The 18,941-nt window shown below is 67.1% G+C and carries 18 protein-coding genes; 4 read left to right on the top strand and 14 right to left on the bottom strand.

Annotated features, from left to right (window positions below; translation table 11 throughout):
* Positions 1 to 16: 16 nt before the first annotated feature.
* The 11 genes from AC3FOF_RS17995 to AC3FOF_RS17945 all read right to left on the bottom strand — a co-directional run bounded on the left by AC3FOF_RS17995 (position 17) and on the right by AC3FOF_RS17945 (position 11,096).
* Complete coding sequence (locus AC3FOF_RS17995) at positions 17 to 1,189, bottom strand: ABC transporter substrate-binding protein (RefSeq protein ID WP_488727330.1); 1,173 nt, start codon at positions 1,187 to 1,189, stop codon at positions 17 to 19.
* An 86-nt stretch (positions 1,190 to 1,275) separates the two neighbouring features.
* Entirely contained in the window at positions 1,276 to 2,148 is an 873-nt protein-coding gene (locus AC3FOF_RS17990; RefSeq protein ID WP_488727329.1) for an alpha/beta fold hydrolase, read from the bottom strand.
* Positions 2,145 to 2,570 (bottom strand): hypothetical protein, encoded by a 426-nt coding sequence (locus AC3FOF_RS17985; RefSeq protein WP_035812360.1) that lies wholly within the window; start codon positions 2,568 to 2,570, stop codon positions 2,145 to 2,147. The genes AC3FOF_RS17990 and AC3FOF_RS17985 overlap by 4 nt, the downstream gene beginning before the upstream one ends.
* Before the next feature lie 36 nt (positions 2,571 to 2,606).
* On the bottom strand, positions 2,607 to 3,593 hold the full coding sequence (locus AC3FOF_RS17980) for a tripartite tricarboxylate transporter substrate binding protein (protein WP_488727328.1): 987 nt from the start codon (positions 3,591 to 3,593) through the stop codon (positions 2,607 to 2,609).
* A 420-nt stretch (positions 3,594 to 4,013) separates the two neighbouring features.
* Entirely contained in the window at positions 4,014 to 4,766 is a 753-nt protein-coding gene (locus AC3FOF_RS17975) for an IclR family transcriptional regulator (protein WP_488727327.1), read from the bottom strand.
* A gap of 520 nt (positions 4,767 to 5,286) precedes the next feature.
* On the bottom strand, positions 5,287 to 5,721 hold the full coding sequence (locus AC3FOF_RS17970) for a universal stress protein (protein WP_035812351.1): 435 nt from the start codon (positions 5,719 to 5,721) through the stop codon (positions 5,287 to 5,289).
* Between the two features lie 375 nt (positions 5,722 to 6,096).
* The gene (locus AC3FOF_RS17965; RefSeq protein WP_017227397.1) at positions 6,097 to 6,741 is read right to left on the bottom strand and encodes a YidX family protein; all 645 of its coding nucleotides are present in this window, start codon (positions 6,739 to 6,741) and stop codon (positions 6,097 to 6,099) included.
* Positions 6,742 to 6,957: 216 nt separating this feature from the next.
* Positions 6,958 to 8,193 carry a CaiB/BaiF CoA transferase family protein gene (locus tag AC3FOF_RS17960; RefSeq protein ID WP_488727326.1) on the bottom strand — a complete coding sequence of 412 codons (1,236 nt, stop codon included), beginning with the start codon at positions 8,191 to 8,193 and terminating at the stop codon, positions 6,958 to 6,960.
* On the bottom strand, positions 8,190 to 9,053 hold the full coding sequence (locus AC3FOF_RS17955; RefSeq protein WP_488727325.1) for a MaoC/PaaZ C-terminal domain-containing protein: 864 nt from the start codon (positions 9,051 to 9,053) through the stop codon (positions 8,190 to 8,192). Before AC3FOF_RS17955 ends, AC3FOF_RS17960 begins: the two co-directional genes overlap by 4 nt.
* 4 nt (positions 9,054 to 9,057) lie before the next feature.
* Positions 9,058 to 9,972: an SDR family NAD(P)-dependent oxidoreductase gene (locus tag AC3FOF_RS17950; RefSeq protein ID WP_035812352.1), complete on the bottom strand. Its 915-nt coding sequence runs from the start codon at positions 9,970 to 9,972 to the stop codon at positions 9,058 to 9,060.
* 170 nt (positions 9,973 to 10,142) lie between these two features.
* On the bottom strand, positions 10,143 to 11,096 hold the full coding sequence (locus AC3FOF_RS17945; protein WP_488727380.1) for a Bug family tripartite tricarboxylate transporter substrate binding protein: 954 nt from the start codon (positions 11,094 to 11,096) through the stop codon (positions 10,143 to 10,145).
* A 219-nt stretch (positions 11,097 to 11,315) separates the two neighbouring features.
* On the opposite strand from AC3FOF_RS17945, the gene AC3FOF_RS17940 reads away from it, so the two are divergent.
* The 3 genes from AC3FOF_RS17940 to AC3FOF_RS17930 all read left to right on the top strand — a co-directional run bounded on the left by AC3FOF_RS17940 (position 11,316) and on the right by AC3FOF_RS17930 (position 12,916).
* Entirely contained in the window at positions 11,316 to 12,218 is a 903-nt protein-coding gene (locus tag AC3FOF_RS17940) for a LysR family transcriptional regulator (RefSeq protein WP_017227404.1), read from the top strand.
* Positions 12,219 to 12,320: 102 nt separating this feature from the next.
* The gene (locus AC3FOF_RS17935; protein ID WP_017227405.1) at positions 12,321 to 12,599 is read left to right on the top strand and encodes a type II toxin-antitoxin system Phd/YefM family antitoxin; all 279 of its coding nucleotides are present in this window, start codon (positions 12,321 to 12,323) and stop codon (positions 12,597 to 12,599) included.
* Positions 12,596 to 12,916, top strand: coding sequence for a type II toxin-antitoxin system RelE/ParE family toxin (locus AC3FOF_RS17930; RefSeq protein WP_017227406.1), 321 nt, complete (start codon positions 12,596 to 12,598; stop codon positions 12,914 to 12,916). Before AC3FOF_RS17935 ends, AC3FOF_RS17930 begins: the two co-directional genes overlap by 4 nt.
* A gap of 149 nt (positions 12,917 to 13,065) precedes the next feature.
* Here AC3FOF_RS17930 and AC3FOF_RS17925 read toward each other — a convergent pair whose 3' ends face one another.
* The 3 genes from AC3FOF_RS17925 to AC3FOF_RS17915 all read right to left on the bottom strand — a co-directional run bounded on the left by AC3FOF_RS17925 (position 13,066) and on the right by AC3FOF_RS17915 (position 17,372).
* Positions 13,066 to 14,394, bottom strand: a complete 1,329-nt coding sequence (locus tag AC3FOF_RS17925; RefSeq protein ID WP_488727379.1) for a TldD/PmbA family protein — start codon at positions 14,392 to 14,394, stop codon at positions 13,066 to 13,068.
* Positions 14,394 to 15,890, bottom strand: coding sequence for a TldD/PmbA family protein (locus tag AC3FOF_RS17920; protein WP_488727324.1), 1,497 nt, complete (start codon positions 15,888 to 15,890; stop codon positions 14,394 to 14,396). The genes AC3FOF_RS17925 and AC3FOF_RS17920 overlap by 1 nt, the downstream gene beginning before the upstream one ends.
* Before the next feature lie 510 nt (positions 15,891 to 16,400).
* The gene (locus tag AC3FOF_RS17915; protein WP_488727378.1) at positions 16,401 to 17,372 is read right to left on the bottom strand and encodes a tripartite tricarboxylate transporter substrate-binding protein; all 972 of its coding nucleotides are present in this window, start codon (positions 17,370 to 17,372) and stop codon (positions 16,401 to 16,403) included.
* 392 nt (positions 17,373 to 17,764) lie between these two features.
* Here AC3FOF_RS17915 and AC3FOF_RS17910 point away from each other — a divergent pair, with 392 nt between their 5' ends.
* Positions 17,765 to 18,934, top strand: a complete 1,170-nt coding sequence (locus AC3FOF_RS17910) for an acyl-CoA dehydrogenase family protein (protein WP_017224636.1) — start codon at positions 17,765 to 17,767, stop codon at positions 18,932 to 18,934.
* Positions 18,935 to 18,941: the final 7 nt, after the last annotated feature.

Genomic DNA, 18,941 nt, shown 5'->3' with positions numbered 1-18,941 from the left:
ATGGCGGGCCCTGCGGCTATTGGCAAGCGGCCGGCGTGCAGCGCGCGCGGATGACTTCCTGTCCGTTCTTCACCTCGGCGATATAGAACGGCGCCGAGATCTGGTGGTCGCTGCCATAGGCGGCCTTGCCGGTCCAGTTCAGCCTGCCCAGGATGCCGGCGTAGTCCTTGCTGCCTGCCAGCGCCGTGCGCACCTTTTCCGTGTCGGTGACGGTGCCGGCCTGCTGCATGGCCTGGAACAGCATGTGGGTGCCGTCATAGAAGTTCGGGCTGAAGCCGTTCATGCGCTTGCCGTACTTGGCTTGCGTACGTTCGGCGAATGCCTTCACGGCGGTGTTGGCGGGGTCGATCGGCGTATTGACCAGCATGCCCTCGCAGGCCTCTTTGCCGGCCACCGCGACGATCTCCGGCGTGGCCGGGCCGCCGCTGCGAATGATCAGGCCCTTGAAGCCCAGCTCGCGTGCCTGCCGCACGATCAGCCCCGCCGTGGCGGGCGAGTTGCCATCCAGTTCGATGGCATCGACGCCGGCGGCGATGATGCGGGTCAGCAGCGGCACCATGTCCACGCGCTGACGGTCGAAGTACTCCTTGCCGGCGAGCTGGGCGCCCGCGCTGGCGTAGGCCTTGTCGAGGTCGCGCGCGATCTGCTGACCGGTCTCGTCGTTGGGGAACAGCGCGCCGACCTTCTTGATCTGGCGCGTCTTCACCAGCCAGTTGATCTGCGCCTGCGAGGTTTCCTCGGTGGTCAGCACCGGGCGGAAGGAAAAGGGCTTGTCGGCGCCCAGGATCTTGGGCGAGAAGCCCAGCGTCAGCATGATCACCCTGCTGCGCTCGGTGATCGGCTGGACCGCCAGCGCGGGCGCCGCGCCAACCGGGCCGATGATGTACTTCACCTGGTCGTCCGAGACCAGGCGGTTGACCGCGGTGACCGCCTCGTTCGCCAGGTACTTGTCGTCATAGGGAATGACCTTGACCCGGTACTTCTTGCCACCGACGTCGAGCCCGCCCTTTGCGTTGACATCGTCGGCGGCCAGCTCCGCGCCGTACAACAATGCCTGGCCCCAGGCCGCGCCCGCACCGGACAGCGTCACCACCGCGCCAACCTTCAGGGTCTCCTGGGCGTGCGCGCCATGGATTACGGCAACGCCGAGCAGCGAAGCGGCCGCCACGGCCAACAGTCTGTTTTGCATCTTTTGTCTCCTCCTTGCGGAATTCCGGCGTCTTGTGGCATTGGCATGCGCGCGGTGCCGGGCCACGCGATGGCGGGGGATCGCCCCTACTGCGTGCGCGCGCCCTCGGCCAGCCCGGCGATTTCGTCCAGCACAGGCAGGATGTAGCGGCGGAACTGGGCCGGGTTCTCGCTCATCGGAAAGTGGCCCAGGGCCGCCATCTCGATCACGGTGGCGCCGGGTATGGCACGCGCGGTGCGGCGGGTGTCCTCGGGGGAACAGGAGAAGTCGTACTCCCCTGTCAGCAGATAGAGCGGCGTGCGCCGGGTATCGATGGCCCCCAGCCTGCCGCGCAGGTCCGCGTCAACGCGGTAGAAATGGAGGTCGCCGCGGAACACGCCCGGGCCACCCTGCATGTATTGCCACAGCGTTTCGTGGCGATGCGCCTCCGGGCTTTGCGGCGCCACCAGTCCGGACACCAGCGCGGCGCACACCTCGCCGCCATGGACATCGCCGCGGTGCAGCCATGCCGTGTCGTACCAGGGATCCTGATAGTCCGCCGCCTCCAGGCCGATCAGGGCGCGATATTCCGGCCCGTGCCGGTTCGCCAGTTCCAGCACGATGCGCCCGCCGATCGAACAGCCCATCACCACGGGCTTGTCCAGCCGCAGCGCGACGCATACCGCACGGATGGTCTGGAGGTAGCGATCGGTGGTCAGCCGGTATTCCTCGTGCTGCCAGCCGTGCGGCGGATAGGACTTGCCGTGCCAGGGCATGTCGAAGGCGATCACGCGGTAGCGGCTGGTCACCGCCTCATCGCACATCAGGTGGCGGAACTGCCGGGAGTCGGCGCCCGCCGTGTGCAGGCACAACAGCGGAATGCCGGATCCGCTCTGCTCGATGTAGACCCGGCAGGCTTCGCCGGCGATGTCCACGCCAAGGTAGCGGCCCTCGATGGGCTCGAACGGAATTGCGCTCATGCCCTGCCTCCCATGCGCGGCAACGACAGGACGTCCTTGACGTACTGCAGATGTGCCAGGAAGAGTTGCATGTTTCCCTCGAAGCGCATCTCGCCGCGCTTGGACAGCGCGAAGATGTCGTGCCACCCCGCTCTCGGCACGGCGTCCCATAGCGCCGCCCAGGCGACGGGCGAAGCGCTGATGCTGAGCGCGCTGGGACACAGCAGCGGCAGTCCGCGCCGGACCTCCCGCAGGCGGCCCTCCTGCGTGCGCAGCAGGAACGGCGTGCTGCCGATGCGCACGATCCAGTCCGCGCTGAACGTGCGGCCGCGCCGCACCAGGCTGGCAGCGCCCGCGGCCTCGGCGCGCAAGGCCTGCTCGAAGCGTTCGCACAGCGTCGCTTCGCTCGCGTCGCCGCAGTGCGTGTCGGAATGGGGATCCATGCTCTCCTCCTTGTTGTCGCCGGCCGTCATGCCGGCTCAGTCGATGCGTGCGCCGGACAGCGCGACCGCCTTGGCCCATTTGCCCTGTTCCGCGCGCATGAACCTGTCGAACTGCTCGGGCGTGCTGTTGTTGACCTCGCCGCCCAGTTCCTCGAGCTTCTGCTTCATCTGGGGCGTGGCGACGATGCGCGCGACATCGCCATGGATCTGCTGGCGCAGCGGTGCAGGCAACCTTGCCGGCGCCAGCAGGCCGAACCAGGTGGCCGCCTCGAATTCGGCAGTACCGGCCTCCCTGAAGGTCGGCACGTCCGGCAGGACGGCCAGTCGCTGCCGGTTGGCCAGCGCCAGCGGCTTGAGCTTGCCCGAGCGGATCTGGGGCAGCACCGCGGTCGTGGTGGCGAACATGATCTGAACCTGCCCGGCGAGCAGATCGGTGATGGCAGGCGCATCGCCCTTATAGGGCACGTGCATCATGTCGACCTGCTCCATCGCCTTGAACAGTTCGCCGGCCAGATGCTGCGCGGTGCCATTGCCGGGCGAGGCGAAGGCGATCTTTCCCGGCTGCTGCCTGGCCTGCTCGACCAGCCCGGAGACGGATCCCACCCGCAGCGACGGCGTGGCGACGAGCACCAGCGGCACGGTGGTGACCAGCGTGATCGGCGTGAAATCCTTGATGGGGTCGTATTGGAGGCGCTTGTACATGCTGCCGCTGATGGCATGTGCCGACGTGGTCATGTACAGCGTGTAGCCGTCGGCGGGCGCACGCGCCACCATGTCGGCGGCGAGGGTGGTGCCGGCCCCCGACCGGTTCTCCACCACGACGGGCTGGTGCCACGCCAGCGTCAGGCGCTCAGCCAGCGCGCGTGCCACGATGTCCGTGGCACCGCCCGCGGCATAAGGCACGACCAACTTGACCGGCTTCTCGGGAAAGCCCTCGGCGTGCGCCGCACCGGCAACCATCAACGCAAGGCCGGCGCAAGCCAGCCAGGTGCGCCTCGCACCGGATAGGGAATGCAGATCCATCTCCATGTCTCCATTGCCATGCCCCCCACACGCGTCGCGATGGCGCGACATAGCTTGAACGGGCATCGTTCTTGTTCTTTGCTTTCTATTTTTGGTCTATCTGACAGACCTTATGATCTGCTGGATAGAATAACAAGATAAAAGACGTGGTGTCAATGCGGTGCGTGCCTGAAATCGGGGCGCGCAAGCGCACCCGACGGAGCACATGCGCCCGGTTTGGCATCGAGAGGTGTTGGAGGGAGAAATCGGGCCTGCCGCCGGAAGGCAGCATCCCGGCGTCGCACAGGCGCGCAAAGGTAAGTGGCCCTGCCGGACGGACGCCGGCACCGCGTTACTCAATCGGCATGGCGTTGCCGCAATCGAGGTGATCCGGCTGGCGCCGCGTGCCCAAGGGGGTCGGGGCCGCGAGGCGGCGCGCGCTCAGGCGGCGTCTTCGGTGCCGTGTTCCGGACCGGCATCCGGCCAAGCGCCGCCGAGCGCCTGCGTCGCCCTTTGTGCGGCCTGCAGCAACAGCGCGCTCATGCGCTCCACCGCCAGCACGGAAAACCGCTCGAGCGGCCCGGACAGGGAGAGCGCGCCGAGCAGCATGCCGCCAGGGCCGAATACCGGACTGGCGATGGCCCCGCATAGCGGATCGCGCTCGCCGAATGAAGTGAAGACCAGCGGCACGCCGCTCCCTTGCGCCTGTCCATCGGTGTAGGCGGTCAGAACCTTGCCCGCAGCACCGCGGCCGATGGGCAGGATATCCCCCGCCCTGACACGGTCCAGCGTGGAATGGCCCGAATCGAGGCGGAACAGGCACAAGCGGCTGTCGGTGCCATGCCGTACGTGGAATGAAGGGCTTTCAGTGCCGTGTTCGACCAGCCACGCCAGGATGGGCGTGATGGCCTCGCGCAATCCATGGGTGGTCTCGAATGCGCGGCCGAACAGGAAGGCCAGCGACCCCAGCGTGTAGCGCCGGTCGGCCCGTTTGGTCACCAGATTGGCGCGCTCGAGCGAAGCAAGCAGGCGCAGCAGGGTGCTCTTGTACATGCCCGTCGCGCGCGACAAATCCGACAGCGTGAGGGGCGAAGCGGCTTGCGCCAGCGCCAGGGCGATGGCCAGCGCGCGATCGACGGCAGCGACGCCGTCGCTTTGACCTGCGGCCGTTTCGGCAGAATCAGGGGTTGTCATTGGCAGGCAGGCGGATCCGAGCGAAGCAATCAGGAAGGCGAACCAGGCCGCGCAACGCGCCCCCAGTCCAAACCCAGGGCCGACATATTACCAAACGGGGCCGGCGCCGCAGGCATGAGATGCGCCGGGCTTGCTGCCGAAACCTGATGCCGGCGCATCGCCGCAAAAATGTCTATTAAGACATATTCATTGCGGAGACTGACGGATGGAGCCCTGCCATATGACGCTGACGCGCGCTATCTCGTTATTTAACAGAACAATAGTTCTACCAGGAAGACCGTATAATTCTAGCGTAACGAAGCATCGGAGGACCAGACGGATGGCAGCGCCGCTTGCTGCTGGCCGACGCCAGCGGCGCTCTGCTCGATTGTCATCGCCGACGGCACCGCTTGATCCCAAGTACCGCCAGGATCGTCGGATTGAACAAGAGTGGGCGGTCAATGCGGCCATCCACGGCAGCGTTGACGACATGGCCCCGGCTTGAAGCCGGCCGCAGTTGCCGCCCCTCCCACCGGCCTGCTCAGCGAAACACCACCACGGGAATCTCGCTATGCGTCAGGACCTTCTGGGTCTCGCTGCCGAGCAGCAGGCCGCTGATGCCGCGCCGCCCGTGCGACGCCATGAAGACGACGTCGCAACCGCGCTCCTTCGCCATCTCGATGATGCCCCGGTAAGGCGCCGACGCAATCGACGTGGCGCCCGTGCACGGTACGCCGGCTTGCGCCGCGGCGGATTCGATCTTGGCCAGTTCCTCGCGCGCGGCAGCCTCGATGCGGCGTTCGAAGACCGCCTTCTTCTCATGACCCGCATCGCTGGATTGCAGGAAGGGGTATTCCTCGAGGCAGGTATAGGGCGTCAGCTTCGCGCCGGTGGTCCGCGCGAACTCGATGGCCGCCGGAACCGCCTTTGCCGAGAGTTCCGATCCGTCCAGGGGGAGCAATATGTGTTTGAACATGAGATTTTTTTGACTGACAGCGTTGGAATGGGCAATGCGGCACCCGCCCCCGCAGTTGGCTGGTGCCATGCGCAGCCGGGTACCCGAAAGGCCGGAAGAAATGAAAGACTTCGAGATGATTTTGCCGGCAACCGGGTGCGCGCGGCTTGACATGGATCATGTCCGGTGGACAAGCGGCCAGGCGCGGCGCCGTCTTTGTTGGTAGCCCTCATGCTCAACGGCTGGCGGCGCCAGGCGGTGGCGTGGGGTAGAACCCGGCAAATGCCCCTGCGGTTCTCCAGGGTTTGCTGCCACCCCGCTCCCATGCGTGGGAGCGGGGCCAGGGCGGGCGCTCGCTCGGGGCAAGCGGGTCGCCCCATGCCCGACGCATCGCCCTCAGCGCCGGGCCGAGGACGCCACGGCAGCGCCAACCGCCAAGGGCAGCAGGGGAATGGAAAGCAGGTACATCACCCCGTCCGCGGCGACGGTGACAGGCGTGAGCAAGGCTAGCGCCGCCTTTGCGCCGATGGGTTTCTCCTCGCGGACCTCGATCGCGTATGCCTGGTTCAACTGCTTGGCCTGTCCCGGCATCGCGAACTTCGCCGCCGAATAGCGCTTGCCGGCAAGACGATAGGCACGGCTGAGAGACGGGTTCTCGCTGCGCGTGGCGGCCTTGAACCCGAGCTCGCCGGCCTTCTTCCGCTCGTCCTCCGTAGCCGCGCCATCGAGCATCAGGTCGAGGTTGCCCGCGATATTGCCGTCCCGGTCGACGTCGAAGCGCCGGAAGCGCGCCTTCAGCCTGGGATGGATATCGGACGAGATCGCCTGCACCAGATCCGCATTCGCGTCGAATATGTAGTGGTACTTGTCGCCGAGGATGACAATGGACTTGCCGTCCTGCGATACCAGGATCTCGCTGATGATCTCCTTGTAGTCGCCGTATTCCTTTTTCTCTATCTCGTCGTACAGCGCTGTGGTGGCACAGCCACCAAGAGCCAGCGCGGCCAGGGTTCCAGCGGCCAGAAACGATCTCCGATGCATTCGTGCTCCTTGACTTTGGCGGCGGGCCAAGCCGCCCGCCGGGCTCCCGCGGGGGCGCGGGCTGCATGCGTGGAGGCAAGTCCACGCCGGGCACGATGCTAGGCGAAACGGAGTACTTCAGGATTGGGAAATTTCATCTTGTGCACTGCCGTGCGCAGACAGACGGTACGCGCCCCGGCTGCTGCACCCGGGCAACGCGTACCGCCGGAACCGGCCTCAGATCAGGCCTTGTCCGCGCAGGGCCGCGATCCGCGCTGCCGACATGCCCAGCACGCCTGATAGCACGGCCTCGGTATGTTCCCCCAGCCGCGGGGGCGCCGCGTCGTAACGTACCGGCGTGGCCGACAGCCGCAGCGGGCTCTTCACCGTGGGGCAAACCCCGCCGTCGCTGCGCACCATGTCGACCTGCAGTTCGCGATACCTGACCTGCGGGTCCTCCAGCACCTGGGCGTAGTCGTTGATCGGTCCGCAGGGAATGCCTTCGCGCTCCAGCGCTTCCACCCAGTGCGCGGTGGTACGCGTGCGCATATGGGCTTCCAGCAGCGGCACCAGCACGGCGCGGTTGACGATGCGGCCGGTGCCGGTGGTGAAGCGCTCGTCGATCGCCAGGTCCGGCCGCTCCACGCCGCGGCAGTAGCCCTGCCACTGCCCGTCGTTCCCTGCCGCCACGATCATGTACCCATCGGCGGTGGCAAACACGTGGTATGGCACCATATTGGCATGCGCATTGCCGAAACGCTGCGGCGTCTTGCCGGTGACCTTCTGCGCAAGGATGGGCGTGGCGCCTACCGCCACCACCGCGTCGAGCAGCGCCATGTCGATGCGCTGGCCTTCGCCGGTGCGCTCGGCATGGCGCAGCGCGGCCAGCACCGCCACCGTGGCGTACATGCCGGTGAGCATGTCGACCACGGCCACGCCGACCTTCTGCGGGCCGCCGCCGGGCAGGTCGTCGCGTTCGCCGGTGATGCTCATCAGCCCGCCGATGCCCTGGAAGATGAAGTCATAGCCGGGCTTGTGCGCGCTCGGCCCTTCCTGCCCGTAGCCGGTGATGGAGCAATAGACCAGCGACGGATTGATGGCCTTGAGGCTGTCGTAGTCGAGCCCGTAGCGCTTCAGGTCGCCGACCTTGTAGTTCTCCAGCACAATTTGCGATTTCGCCGCCAGCTCGCGCACGATGCCCTGCCCTTCGGGGCTGGCGATATCGAGCGTGACCGAGCGCTTGCCGCGATTGGCGCCGGCGTAATAGGTGGCATCGCGCGAAGCATTGCCTTCGCCGTCGGGCAGCCAGGGCGGGCCCCAGGAGCGGGTGTCGTCGCCCACGCCGGGGCGTTCCACCTTGATGACCTCGGCGCCGAGGTCGGCCAGGTTCTGCGCGCACCACGGGCCGGCCAGGATGCGCGACAGGTCCAGCACGCGGACGCCGTCGAGCGCGCTCTTCATCGTTGTTGTCATGTATGGAACTCCGCTACGCCGTTGCTGAGCACGGTGACATCGCGCGCAGGCACGCGGGCGTCGAACAGCACGCGGCCACCGCCTTCGCGCCACATGCGCACTTCGAGGGTTTCGCCGGGGAATACCGGCCGGGAGAAGCGCACGTCGAGTTCGAGCAAGCGGTCGCCGTCGCCATCGGCATAGGTGTCGACCAGCGCGCGCGCCGCCACGCCGTAGGTGCACAGCCCATGCAGGATGGGCTTGTCGAAGCCGGCCGCGCGCGCCACTTCGGGATCGGCGTGCAGCGGATTGGGATCGGCATTGAGGCGGTACAGCAACGCGGCCTGCGGCAGGATCGCCAGGCTGCGCAGCGCATCCGGTACGCGCGCCGGCGCTGCCGGCAGCGCCTCGGGTGCGATGTCGCCCTGGCCGAAGCCGCCATCGGCACGGCAAAAGGTGGTGTGGTTCACGGTGGCCAGCTCGGCGCCGGTGGCGTCGTCCACCAGCGTGCGCTCCACGATCACCAGCGCGCCCTTGTCCGCTCCCTTGTCGATCACATGGGTCACCCTGGCGCGGGCGCGCACGGTGCCGGCCGCAGGCAGCGGACGGTGCAGGCGCAGGCGCTGCTCGCCATGCACGATGCGCACCCAGTCGATGCCGCTGTCCGGGTCCTGCATCCAGAAGCCCGGGTAAGCCAGCACGACGGCCTGCGTCGGGAATGCCTTGAGCTGCGCCTCGTAGACGTAGCGCAGCTGGCGCGGATCGGTGGGTTGCTCGCCCAGGCCGAGGCCGAGCGCGTAGAGAATGGAATCCTTCTCGCCGTAGGTCTGCCTGACCTCCGGGAATTCCCAGTGCCTGATGCGGTTGTAGTCGAGCGGCATGGCGTCAGATCGGGTCCCAGTTGATCACGTCGGGCGAGCGCTCGAGCTTGAAGAAGCTGTTGCGCATGGCAGGGATGGCGATCTCGGCGATGGATTCCGGCGTCCAGCCTTCGCTCATGTGCACCGAGCGTACCGGACGCGGCTGGCTCATCAGCATGATCTCGTTGGCGCGCACGGCAAAGATCTGCGCGTTGACTTCATGCGCCGCGTCGCTGGCGAGGAAGGCCGCCATCGGTGCCACCTTGTTGGCCTCCATCTTTTGCAGCTTGGCCACGCGTGCCTTTTCTTCCGGCGTCTCGGAGGGAATCGAGCTGGTCATGCGGCTCCAGGCAAACGGCGCGATACAGTTCGAGCGCACATTGAAGCGGGCCATGTCGAGCGCGATCGACTTCGACAGCGCGGCGATGCCGAGCTTGGCGGCCGAGTAATTGGCCTGCCCGAGGTTGCCGATCAGGCCGGAGGTGGAAGTCATGTGCACATAGGCGCCGCTCTCCTGGTCCTTGAAGTGGTTGGCCGCCGCGCGGCTGACGAAGAAGGTGCCATTGAGATGGACGTCGATCACCGCGCGCCATTCTTCCTCGTTCATCTTGAAGAACATGCGGTCGCGCAGGTTGCCGGCGTTGTTGACCACGGCATCGATACGGCCGAAGTGATCGAGCGCGCATTGCACGATGGCGTTGGCGCCCTGCCAGCTCGATACGCTGTCGGTATTGGCTACCGCGATGCCGCCGGCAGCGACGATCTCGTCGACCACGCGCTGTGCGGGACCGGCATCGCCGCCCTCGCCGGTGAGCGACACGCCGATGTCGTTGACGACAACCTTCGCGCCCGCCTTGGCCAGTTCCAGCGCTACGCCACGGCCGATGCCGCCACCCGCGCCCGTTACCAGCGCGACCTTGCCTGCCATCATTCCACTCATGCTCTTGCTCCTGTCTACACGTTTGTTGGTCGGCCTGGCAAGCAGGCCGGATGCTCAAATCCAGAATGCGTGCGGGCTTGCCCGCTCCACCCGCGCACCCGATGCCTTGACGACCTTGCGCCAGCGCGCGAGCTGCCGGCCGGCCGGCGATGGTGCCGCCGGCGCGAACTTCACTGCAATGGAATGCCGGTGTCCTTGACCACCCTGGCCCAGCGCGCGCGCTCGGCGTCGATGAACTTGCCGAATTGCGCCGGCGTGTCGCCGCCCGGCACGCCGCCGAGTTCCGCCAGGCGGGTCTTCACCTCCGGCTCCGCCAGGATGCCGGCCACGGTCTTCTGCAGGCGCGCGACGATGGCGGGCGGCGTGCCCGCCGGCGCCACCAGGCCGAACCACGCGGTCACCTGGAAATCGTCGAGGCCGGCTTCCTTCATGGTGGGCACGTCCGGCAATTCGGCCACGCGCGTGGCGCTGGTCACGGCCAGCGCACGCAGCTTGCCGGACTGGATATGCGCCAGCGAACTGGGCAGGTTGTCCACCATCATGGTCACCTGGCCTGCGACCAGGTCGGCCACGGCCGGCGCGGCGCCTTTGTAGGGCACATGGATGATGTCGATGCCGGTGCGCTTCCTGAACAGCTCGCCGGACAGGTGCACCGATTGCCCGGTGCCGGAAGAAGCAAACGACAGCTTGCCGGGCTGGGCCCTGGCCAGCGCCACCAGCTCGGCCACATTGCGGGCGGGCACCTTGGCGTTCACCACCAGCACATTGGGCACCGAGACCACCATGGTGACCGGCGCGAAGTCCTCGGGACGGTAGGGAAGCTGCTTGTACAGGGCGTAATTGATGGCATTGGGGCCGATATTGCCCATCATCAGCGTATAGCCGTCGGGCGCGGCCTGGCGCAGCGCCTGCACGCCGACGATGCCGGCGGCGCCGGCCCGGTTCTCCACCACCACGGGCTGGCCCAGCAGCTCGCCCAGGCGCTTGCCGACCAGGCGCGAGGCAATGTCGGTGGTACCGCCGGCCGCCGCGGGCACGATGAGGCGCACGGGCTTGTCGGGGTAGGCGGCGGCGCCGAGGCTCAGGGTCGTCATGCCCAGCACGGCGGCCACGGCCGCCAGCATGCGTGCGCTGTAGCGCCGAACTGTCATTGGTCGTCCTCCTGGTTGGCCTGGCGGCGGTCCGGGAATTCCGCGCCGCCCACCGCACCTATCCGGTATTCGCCCGCGCATTACGGGCGATCCGGCCTTTTTGGTTCTATTGCCACGCCGAATACGATAAATTGACGGCGGGGACATTGCTATTCACGATTCACAAAAGAGGCCTTTGGCCCAGCGAAACACATGCATTACGACCTGACCGACCTGCGCCTCTTCCTCAACGTCGGCGAAACCGAAAACCTCACCCGCGCCGCCGAGCGCAGCTTTCTCTCCCTGCCCGCCGCCAGCACCCGCATCAAACAGCTGGAAGAGGCCTTCCAGACCCAGTTGCTGATCCGCCAGGTCAAGGGCGTGCGCCTGACGCCGGCCGGCGACGCGCTGCTGCGCCATGCGCGGGAAGTGTTCCGCGAGCTGGAATGCCTGCATTCGGACCTGCGGCCCTACGCCAAGGGCGTCAAGGGCCGGGTGCGGCTGCTGGCCAACACCACCGCCACCAACTCCTTCCTCGCCACCGCGCTGTCGCGCTTCCTGGCCGAGAACCCGGATGTCGATATCGAACTGGAAGAGCAGCTCTCGCAGGCCATCGTCTCGGCCATCGGCGCCGGCGCGGCCGACCTCGGCATCGTCGCCGGAGAAGTGGCGACCAACGATCTGGAGGTCATGCAGCTGTGCAGCGACGAATTGATCGTGATCGCGCCGGTCAACCACCCGCTGCCGCAGTTCACGCGCCTGCATTTCGCCGACCTGCTGGATACTTGCCGCTTTGTCGGCCTCAACCAGTTCAGCGCCATCCAGTCTTTCCTGGACCGCATCGCCAGCGGCATGGGCAAGCGCATCAGCCTGCGCATCCAGCTCGGCAGCTTCGACGCGGTGTGCCGCATGGTGGAAGCCGGCGCCGGCATCGCCATCGTGCCCAACAGCTGCGCGCGCCGCTATGCCAGCCGCAAGGTGCTGCGCTTCATCCCGCTGGAAGACGAATGGGCCAAGCGCGACCTGCGCCTGGTGCGGCGGCCGGGGCGCGAGCTGCCGCAGTTCGCCGAGACCTTGATCCAGTATTTGACGGAAGCGGCGCGCGAGCCGGTTTGAGGGAAAGCGCAAGCTCGCATGGGCGGCAACACTCCGCAAGGTGGACGCCAGACCGAATTCAGACTATATTCGGTCATCCGGTAACTTCCACTTGGACCCACCGTGAAACTCTCGAACATCAAGCCAATCAGCTTTCTGAAAAGCGATGCGGCCCGTATCGTCACTGAGCTCGGCGAAACGCGCGAGCCCTTGATCATTACCCAGAATGGCGAGGCTAAACTCGTCGTGCAGGACATCGCCAGCTACGAAGCGCAGCGGCAAACCACCGCGCTATTGAAAATCCTGGCGCTTGGCGAGAAGGAGATCGCGGAGGGCAAGGTGACAACGGCTGCAGACGTCTTTGCCGAACTGGATCGGCTGGACCAGGAAGACGGCGCATGAAGGTGGTCTTTCTCGATTCCGCCAGGCAGGATTTGATCGACCTTAGACGCTATCTGGTCAGATACAAAGCGGACGGAACCTGGCAGGCCATCAAGAAGCAGATTCAAGACAAGGTTGCTTACATCGCCGAGTTCCCGTCGTCCGGCGCACGCCCCGACGAGCTGGCAGGCTTCACGGCTGACTTCAGGCAACACCTGACACATCAGCAGCGAATCATTTACAGGGTCGCCGCGGACACCGTCTACATCCACATCATCTGTGGGCAAGTCCAGGACTTCGAAGAGATTCTGAGTCAGCGACTTACCCGGCCATGGTGAGTCAGCCCTTCCACATGCGCGTATGCGGATTGGACAGCGCCGGGGGGGCTAGCCTGCATGGCAGGCTTCACTGCCTCGTAGCCCGACAATGCCAAGCGCCGGACGATCACAGTAAAGCGTCTTCCAGCCGCATAAGGGCACGGCCGCGCTCAAAGCGTCAGCATGAGCCTGCCTGTCAGCGCCCCCGGTAACAAGCTGGAATCGGTCTGCCGCTCGCCATAAGTGCTGCTCGACACCCGCAACTGCCGCTCGCTGGTCAGCGCTTCCAGGTGGTCGCCCAGGAAGCTGTAGATGCTGTCGTCGAAGCGCATGGTGCCGACCGGCGCCTGGATGCGGCCGTCCTCGACCCAGAAGGTGGCGAAGCGGGTCATGCCGGTCATGCGGCCAGCCGGGGCGTCGGACCAGTTCAGGTACCAGAGGTTGCCGATGTAGAGCCCCGTGCCGAGCGCGGCCAGCACATCGTCCTGCGCCAGCGTGCCGGCGCCCATGGCGAGGGCCTGCGGGCCTTCGCCGGCGTCGGCGCAATTGGCGGCCAGGCCGTACTCGCGCGCACTGCGCGGGTAGACCAGCCGGCCCGCGGCGCGGCCCGCGCGCACCAGTGCCGCATCGCTGCGCGGGATGCCTTCGGGGCCGAAGGCCGGGGCCAGCGCGCCGCTCGCCCGCTCATCCAGGTCCAGCAGGGGGCTGAGGCGCGCGCCGCCGTCGTACAGGCGCTGCAGCGGGCTCTCCTTGTGCGCCAGCGCGCGCGCGGAAAAACCGCCCCAGCCCAGCATGCCCAGCACGTCGTCGAGCGCGGCCGGGGCCAGGTAGGCGCGGTAGTCGCCGGGCGCCAGGATGCGCGGCGGCTTGCCCAGGTGCTCCAGTTGCCGGCGTGCCGCCTCGAAGCGGCTGGCAAACCCGGCTGGGTCCCACTGCGAGCCCGCGTAGTCGGCCTTCACGGCCTGGCCATTGGCGTGGAACAGGCTCCAGTCGAAATGGAAAGCCTGCGCGGCATGCCAGCCGAAGGCGCCGAAGCTGTTGGCGAAGCCCCGGTACAGCGGGCCGGCGGCGTAGATGCCGACCAGATCGTGGCCGCGCGCGGCCTCCTCTATCTGCGCCAGGACTTCGGTGCCGTCCGGCGGCGCGGTCCCGTCGGCGAACCTGCGCTGCCAGGGTTCGCGCTCGAGCGTCAGGTAAGGGTCGGGCTGCAACTGCCCGATCGCCTCGCGCAACTGCCGCAGGCCGTCCGCCAGGCGCAGGCGGTCGCTTGCCGGCTCGCCGCACAGCGCGATGCCGATCCGCGCATGGCGGCCGTCGCGAATCAGCGTGAGCCGGCCAAAGGCTTGCCGCACCTGTCCCGCCTGTCGCACCCGAGCGCGGTTGTAGCGAATGAATTCCGACGCCTCGGCGCTATACCACAGGGTGAAGTCTTCGCCCTCGCGCAGCGAGGCGCGCACATCCGCGGCAAGCGCGGCGAACAACGATTCCGCATCCGCCATCACGCGGCCCCTCCAAACACTTCCACTTGCCGGAACACGCAGGCCGGCGACGCATGGCCGACGCGCACTATCTGGTTGGGCTCGCCCTTGCCGCAGTAAGGCGTGCCGTGCACCTCGAAGGTACTGGCATCGCCAACGGCGGCCAGGCTGCGCCAGAAGTTCGCGGACACGCCGCGATAGTTCGGATTCTTGACGACGCCTTTCAGCTCGCCGTTCTCGATCAGGCGGCCCCATTCGCAGCCGAACTGGAACTTGTTGCGCGCATCGTCGATCGACCACGAGCGGTTGGTCGACATCAGGATGCCGCGCTCGATGCCGCCGATCAGTTGCGCCATGGTGCGCTCGCCCGGTTCCAGATTGAGGTTGGCCATGCGATCGATGGGCGCACGGTTCCAGCTGCTGGCGCGGCTGTTGGCCACGCCCGGCAATCCGCTGCGCCACTGCGACAGCGCCGCGCCGAGCGGGCGCAGCAGCAGACCGTCGCGGATCAGGAATTCCTTGCGCGCCGGCTGCCCCTCGTCGTCGCAGCCATAGCTGCCCAGTTCCTCGGGAATGCCCGGGTCGAAGCTGATATTGAGCAGGTCCGAGCCGTACTGGTAGCGGCCGAAGTCCTCCAGGCCGATAAAGCTGGTGCCCGCATAGTTGCGCTCGTCCCCGAGGATGCGATCCAGCTCCAGCGGGTGGCCGATGGATTCGTGGATCTGCAGCATCATCTGGTCGGGCATCAGCAGCAGGTCGGTCGGGCCGCTTGGGGCATTGGGCGCCAGCAGCAACTGCAAGGCCTCGTCCGCCACCCGCGCCGCGGCGCCGGCGAAGCCCAGGCGCCCGATGACTTCAGCGCCGCCCTGCTGGCCGCTGCCGAAGCCGCCGAAACTGCGGGTCTGGCTGTCGCTGCCGTCGAAGGCGGTCACGCTGATGCCGGGGTAGACGAAGCGCAGCGCCTGCCATTGCTCCGCACCGGCACTGTTGAGATAAAGCTGCTCGTGGCGCTGGTGATCCAGGTAGGCGGTCCAGTTCGCCAGGCGGGAATCGGCCGGCACGCTGGCGCAGACCTCCGCCAGCAGCGCGAAGCGCTCGGCGAATCCCGGGAACGGGCCGTTCAGGCCCGGTGATTCGTAGCGGGCATGGCCTTGCGGCGGCGCCAGCCCGCGCATGTCGACCAGGCCGTGCGCGGCGATCCGCCGTGCCAGCGCTTCGGCGCTGTCGAGGGCGCGCTGCAGCCCGGCCACGCCGAGATCGCTGGTGGCGGCATAGGCCTCCACGCCGGCCAGGCGCACGCTGAGCATGGCGCCCATGTCCTGCGTGAGGGACGGCGGCTCGGCGACGCCGCGCCGCATCATGCAATGCTCGCCGGTCTGCCGGACAAGGCGCAGCGAGTGGAACTCGGCGCGGGTGGTAAGCGCGGCAAAATCCTGCCTGACGCGTTCGAACACGAGGTGCTCCTTGGGCAATGGCTGGACAGACCGATCCTGCCCGCAACCGCGGCGAGCCGGCATCGTCGGCAAAGCCTGAGTGGAAAACGACGGGAACTGCATCTTACTGCTCGGCCGGCGCCGCCGCCACATGGAACACAGGGTGCATGCCGGCCCCTCCCGCCGGTTCGTTTTTTGGTACATGTTCGAGGCTGACAGCCAGCATTACGGATATCGAGCTGCCTTGGGAGATTTCCCCCAGCCTCATTGGGAGGCGCTGGAAGGCGCCCGGATGAAGATCGCGGGCAGCGCCCTCGCCGCGCATGGCGAGGGCGCTGCCGCGGTGCTCGCCAATGACAGCGGAGTGGACAGCACGAGCCTCACCGTGACCGGCTCCACACCGCTGGTCACCGGCACCCGCAGCCATCTGCGCAATCAATGCCGCGCGGGTAAGCGCCACCGATGTCTCCGTGCATATCCGGGGCAGCGGCGCCTGCGGCCCCTATGCCGCCATCGATCCGCGCGTGGCGCCGCGGAACGTCACGATGCTGAACTGGTAAGCGGGGTGTCCGCGGTCCGCGGCTCGCCCCATCCTCAATCCGCCTTGATCCCCGCCGCCTTGATGATCGGCGACCATTTCTCGATCTCCGCCTGCAGCCAGGTGCGCAGCCCTTCCGGCGTCTGCTTGTCTTCCGGCACGATCTGCGCGCCCAGATCGGCCAGCCGGGCCGCCACCGCCGGGTCCTTCAGCGCGGTGCGCAGGGCCAGGCTGAGGCGGTCGATGACCACCGGCGGCGTGCCGCGCGGCGCGTAGATGCCGTGCCAGACCTTGACCTCGAAGCCCTTGAGCCCGCTTTCCGCCAGCGTGGGCGTATCCGGCAACGCCTTGATGCGCGCGGTGGTCGTCACGCCGTAGAGCCTGACCCTGTCGGCCTTGATATGCGGCAGCGTCTGGGTGGTCTGGTCGCACAGGATGTCGACCTGGCCGCCCATCAGCGCTGTCAGCGCGGGGGCGGTGCCCTGGTACGGGATGGCGGTGAGGTCCACCCCGATGGCCTTCTGGAACAGCATGCCGCACAGCTGGGAGACCGCGCCCAGCCCGGCATTGGCCAGATTGACCTTGCCCTGGTTCTGGCGGATGTAGGCAATCAGCTCCGGCAGCGTCCTGGCCGGCAGGTCGTGGCGGCCGAGCAGGGTCATGGGCACGTCCGCCACCTGGCCGACGAAGGTGAAGTCCGTTAGCGGTTTGTAGGGCAGCTTGCTGTACAGCGCCGGCGCGGTGGCCATGCCGTTGTGGTGGATCAGGATGGTGTAGCCGTCCGGCGCGGCCTTGGCCACGTACGCGGCGGATACCGTGCCGCCCGCGCCGAGGCGGTTTTCCACCACCACGCTCTGGCCCAGGGTTTTGGACATGGCTGCGGCCAGGGTGCGTGCCACCACATCGGTGGGGCCGCCCGCGGCGAATGGCACCACCATGGCGATCGGCCTGGCCGGGTAAGGGTCGGCGGCACGCGCGGGCAGGGCAAGCGCGAGGGCGGCTGCCACACCCAGCGCGGCCAGCGCCATCCCGCGCCATGGCGCGGGCTTTCCTTCTGTGCCCGCCGCGTTCCCGCTGCCAGCCCGCCGTCCTTGCCGCTGCGCCTTCGTGCCTGTCATGGTTGTCGTCTCCAATATGAGCTCGCCGGCCGGGAACGGCCCGCAGCGTTGTCTTTCGGGCAAGCGTGGCGACAAAGTGGCCTGCATGCAATACGGATTTCCCAAAGGGAGGGCAAGGCGGCCCAAAAGGCTGCCAGGGCGGCGCGGCCCGGCCGCCGGGCCGCTCCCATGCGCTTCCGGGGGCGCTAAGCCGCTCTTTCGCAAATCCGAATTACCGTGCGGCAGGCCCTCGGGAATAATGGCCGTCAGCTAATTCCCATCACTTCCATCACATCCATATCGTCTACCACGGGGCCCCTTTCATGTTCGCAGAACAATCGCACGACCAGCCGTATCCCGATATCCGCGAAGCCGTGCGTGCACTGTGCGCCGGCTTCGATTCCGCCTACTGGCAGCGCGTGGAAGAGCAGAACGCCTTCCCGGAGGAATTCGTGACGGCGCTGACCAAGGCCGGCTGGCTGTCCGCGCTGATCCCCGAGGAGTACGGCGGCTCGGGCCTGCCGCTGACCGCGGCCTCGGTCATCATGGAGGAGATCAACCGCAACGGCGGCAACTCCGGCGCCTGCCACGGCCAGATGTATGTGATGGGCTGCCTGCTGCGCCACGGCTCGACCGAGCAGAAGCAGCGCTGGCTGCCTGGCATCGCCTCGGGCGAGCTGCGCATGCAGTCGATGGCCGTGACCGAGCCCACCACCGGCACCGACACCACCAAACTCAAGACCACTGCCGTGAAGAAGGGCGACCGCTACGTCATCAACGGCCAGAAGGTGTGGATCTCGCGCGTGCAGCACTCGGACCTGATGCTGCTGCTGGCGCGCACCACGCCGCTGGACCAGGTCAAGCGCAAGTCCGAAGGGTTGTCGGTGTTCGTGGTCGACCTGCGCGAAGCCATCGGCAAGGGCCTGACCGTGCGCCCCATCCGCAATATGGTCAACCACGAGACCAACGAGCTGTTCTTCGACAACCTGGAGATTCCCGCCGAGAACCTGATCGGCGAGGAAGGCAAGGGGCTCAAGTACATCCTCGACGGCCTCAACGCCGAGCGCATCCTGATTGCCGCCGAATGCATCGGCGACGGCTACTGGTTCATCGAGCGCGCCAGCACCTACGCCCGCGAGCGCATCGTGTTCGACCGTCCGATCGGCCAGAACCAGGGCATCCAGTTCCCCATCGCGCGCGCCTACGTGAACGTGGAAGCGGCCAGCCTGATGCGCTACAAGGCCGCGGCCCTGTTCGATGCCGGCAAGCCCTGCGGCAAGGAAGCCAATATGTCCAAGCTGCTGGCGGCCGACGCTTCGTGGGAAGCCGCCAACGTTTGCCTGCAGACCCACGGCGGCTTCGGCTTTGCCGCCGAATACGATATCGAGCGCAAGTTCCGCGAGACGCGGCTGTACCAGGTGGCGCCGATCTCCACCAACCTGATCCTGTCGTATGTGGCCGAGCACGTGCTCGAGCTGCCGCGTTCGTTCTGAGGCCCGC

The organism is Cupriavidus sp. 96C5-1 (assembly GCF_057798855.1).
This window is presented reverse-complemented; position numbering and strand designations above follow the sequence as displayed.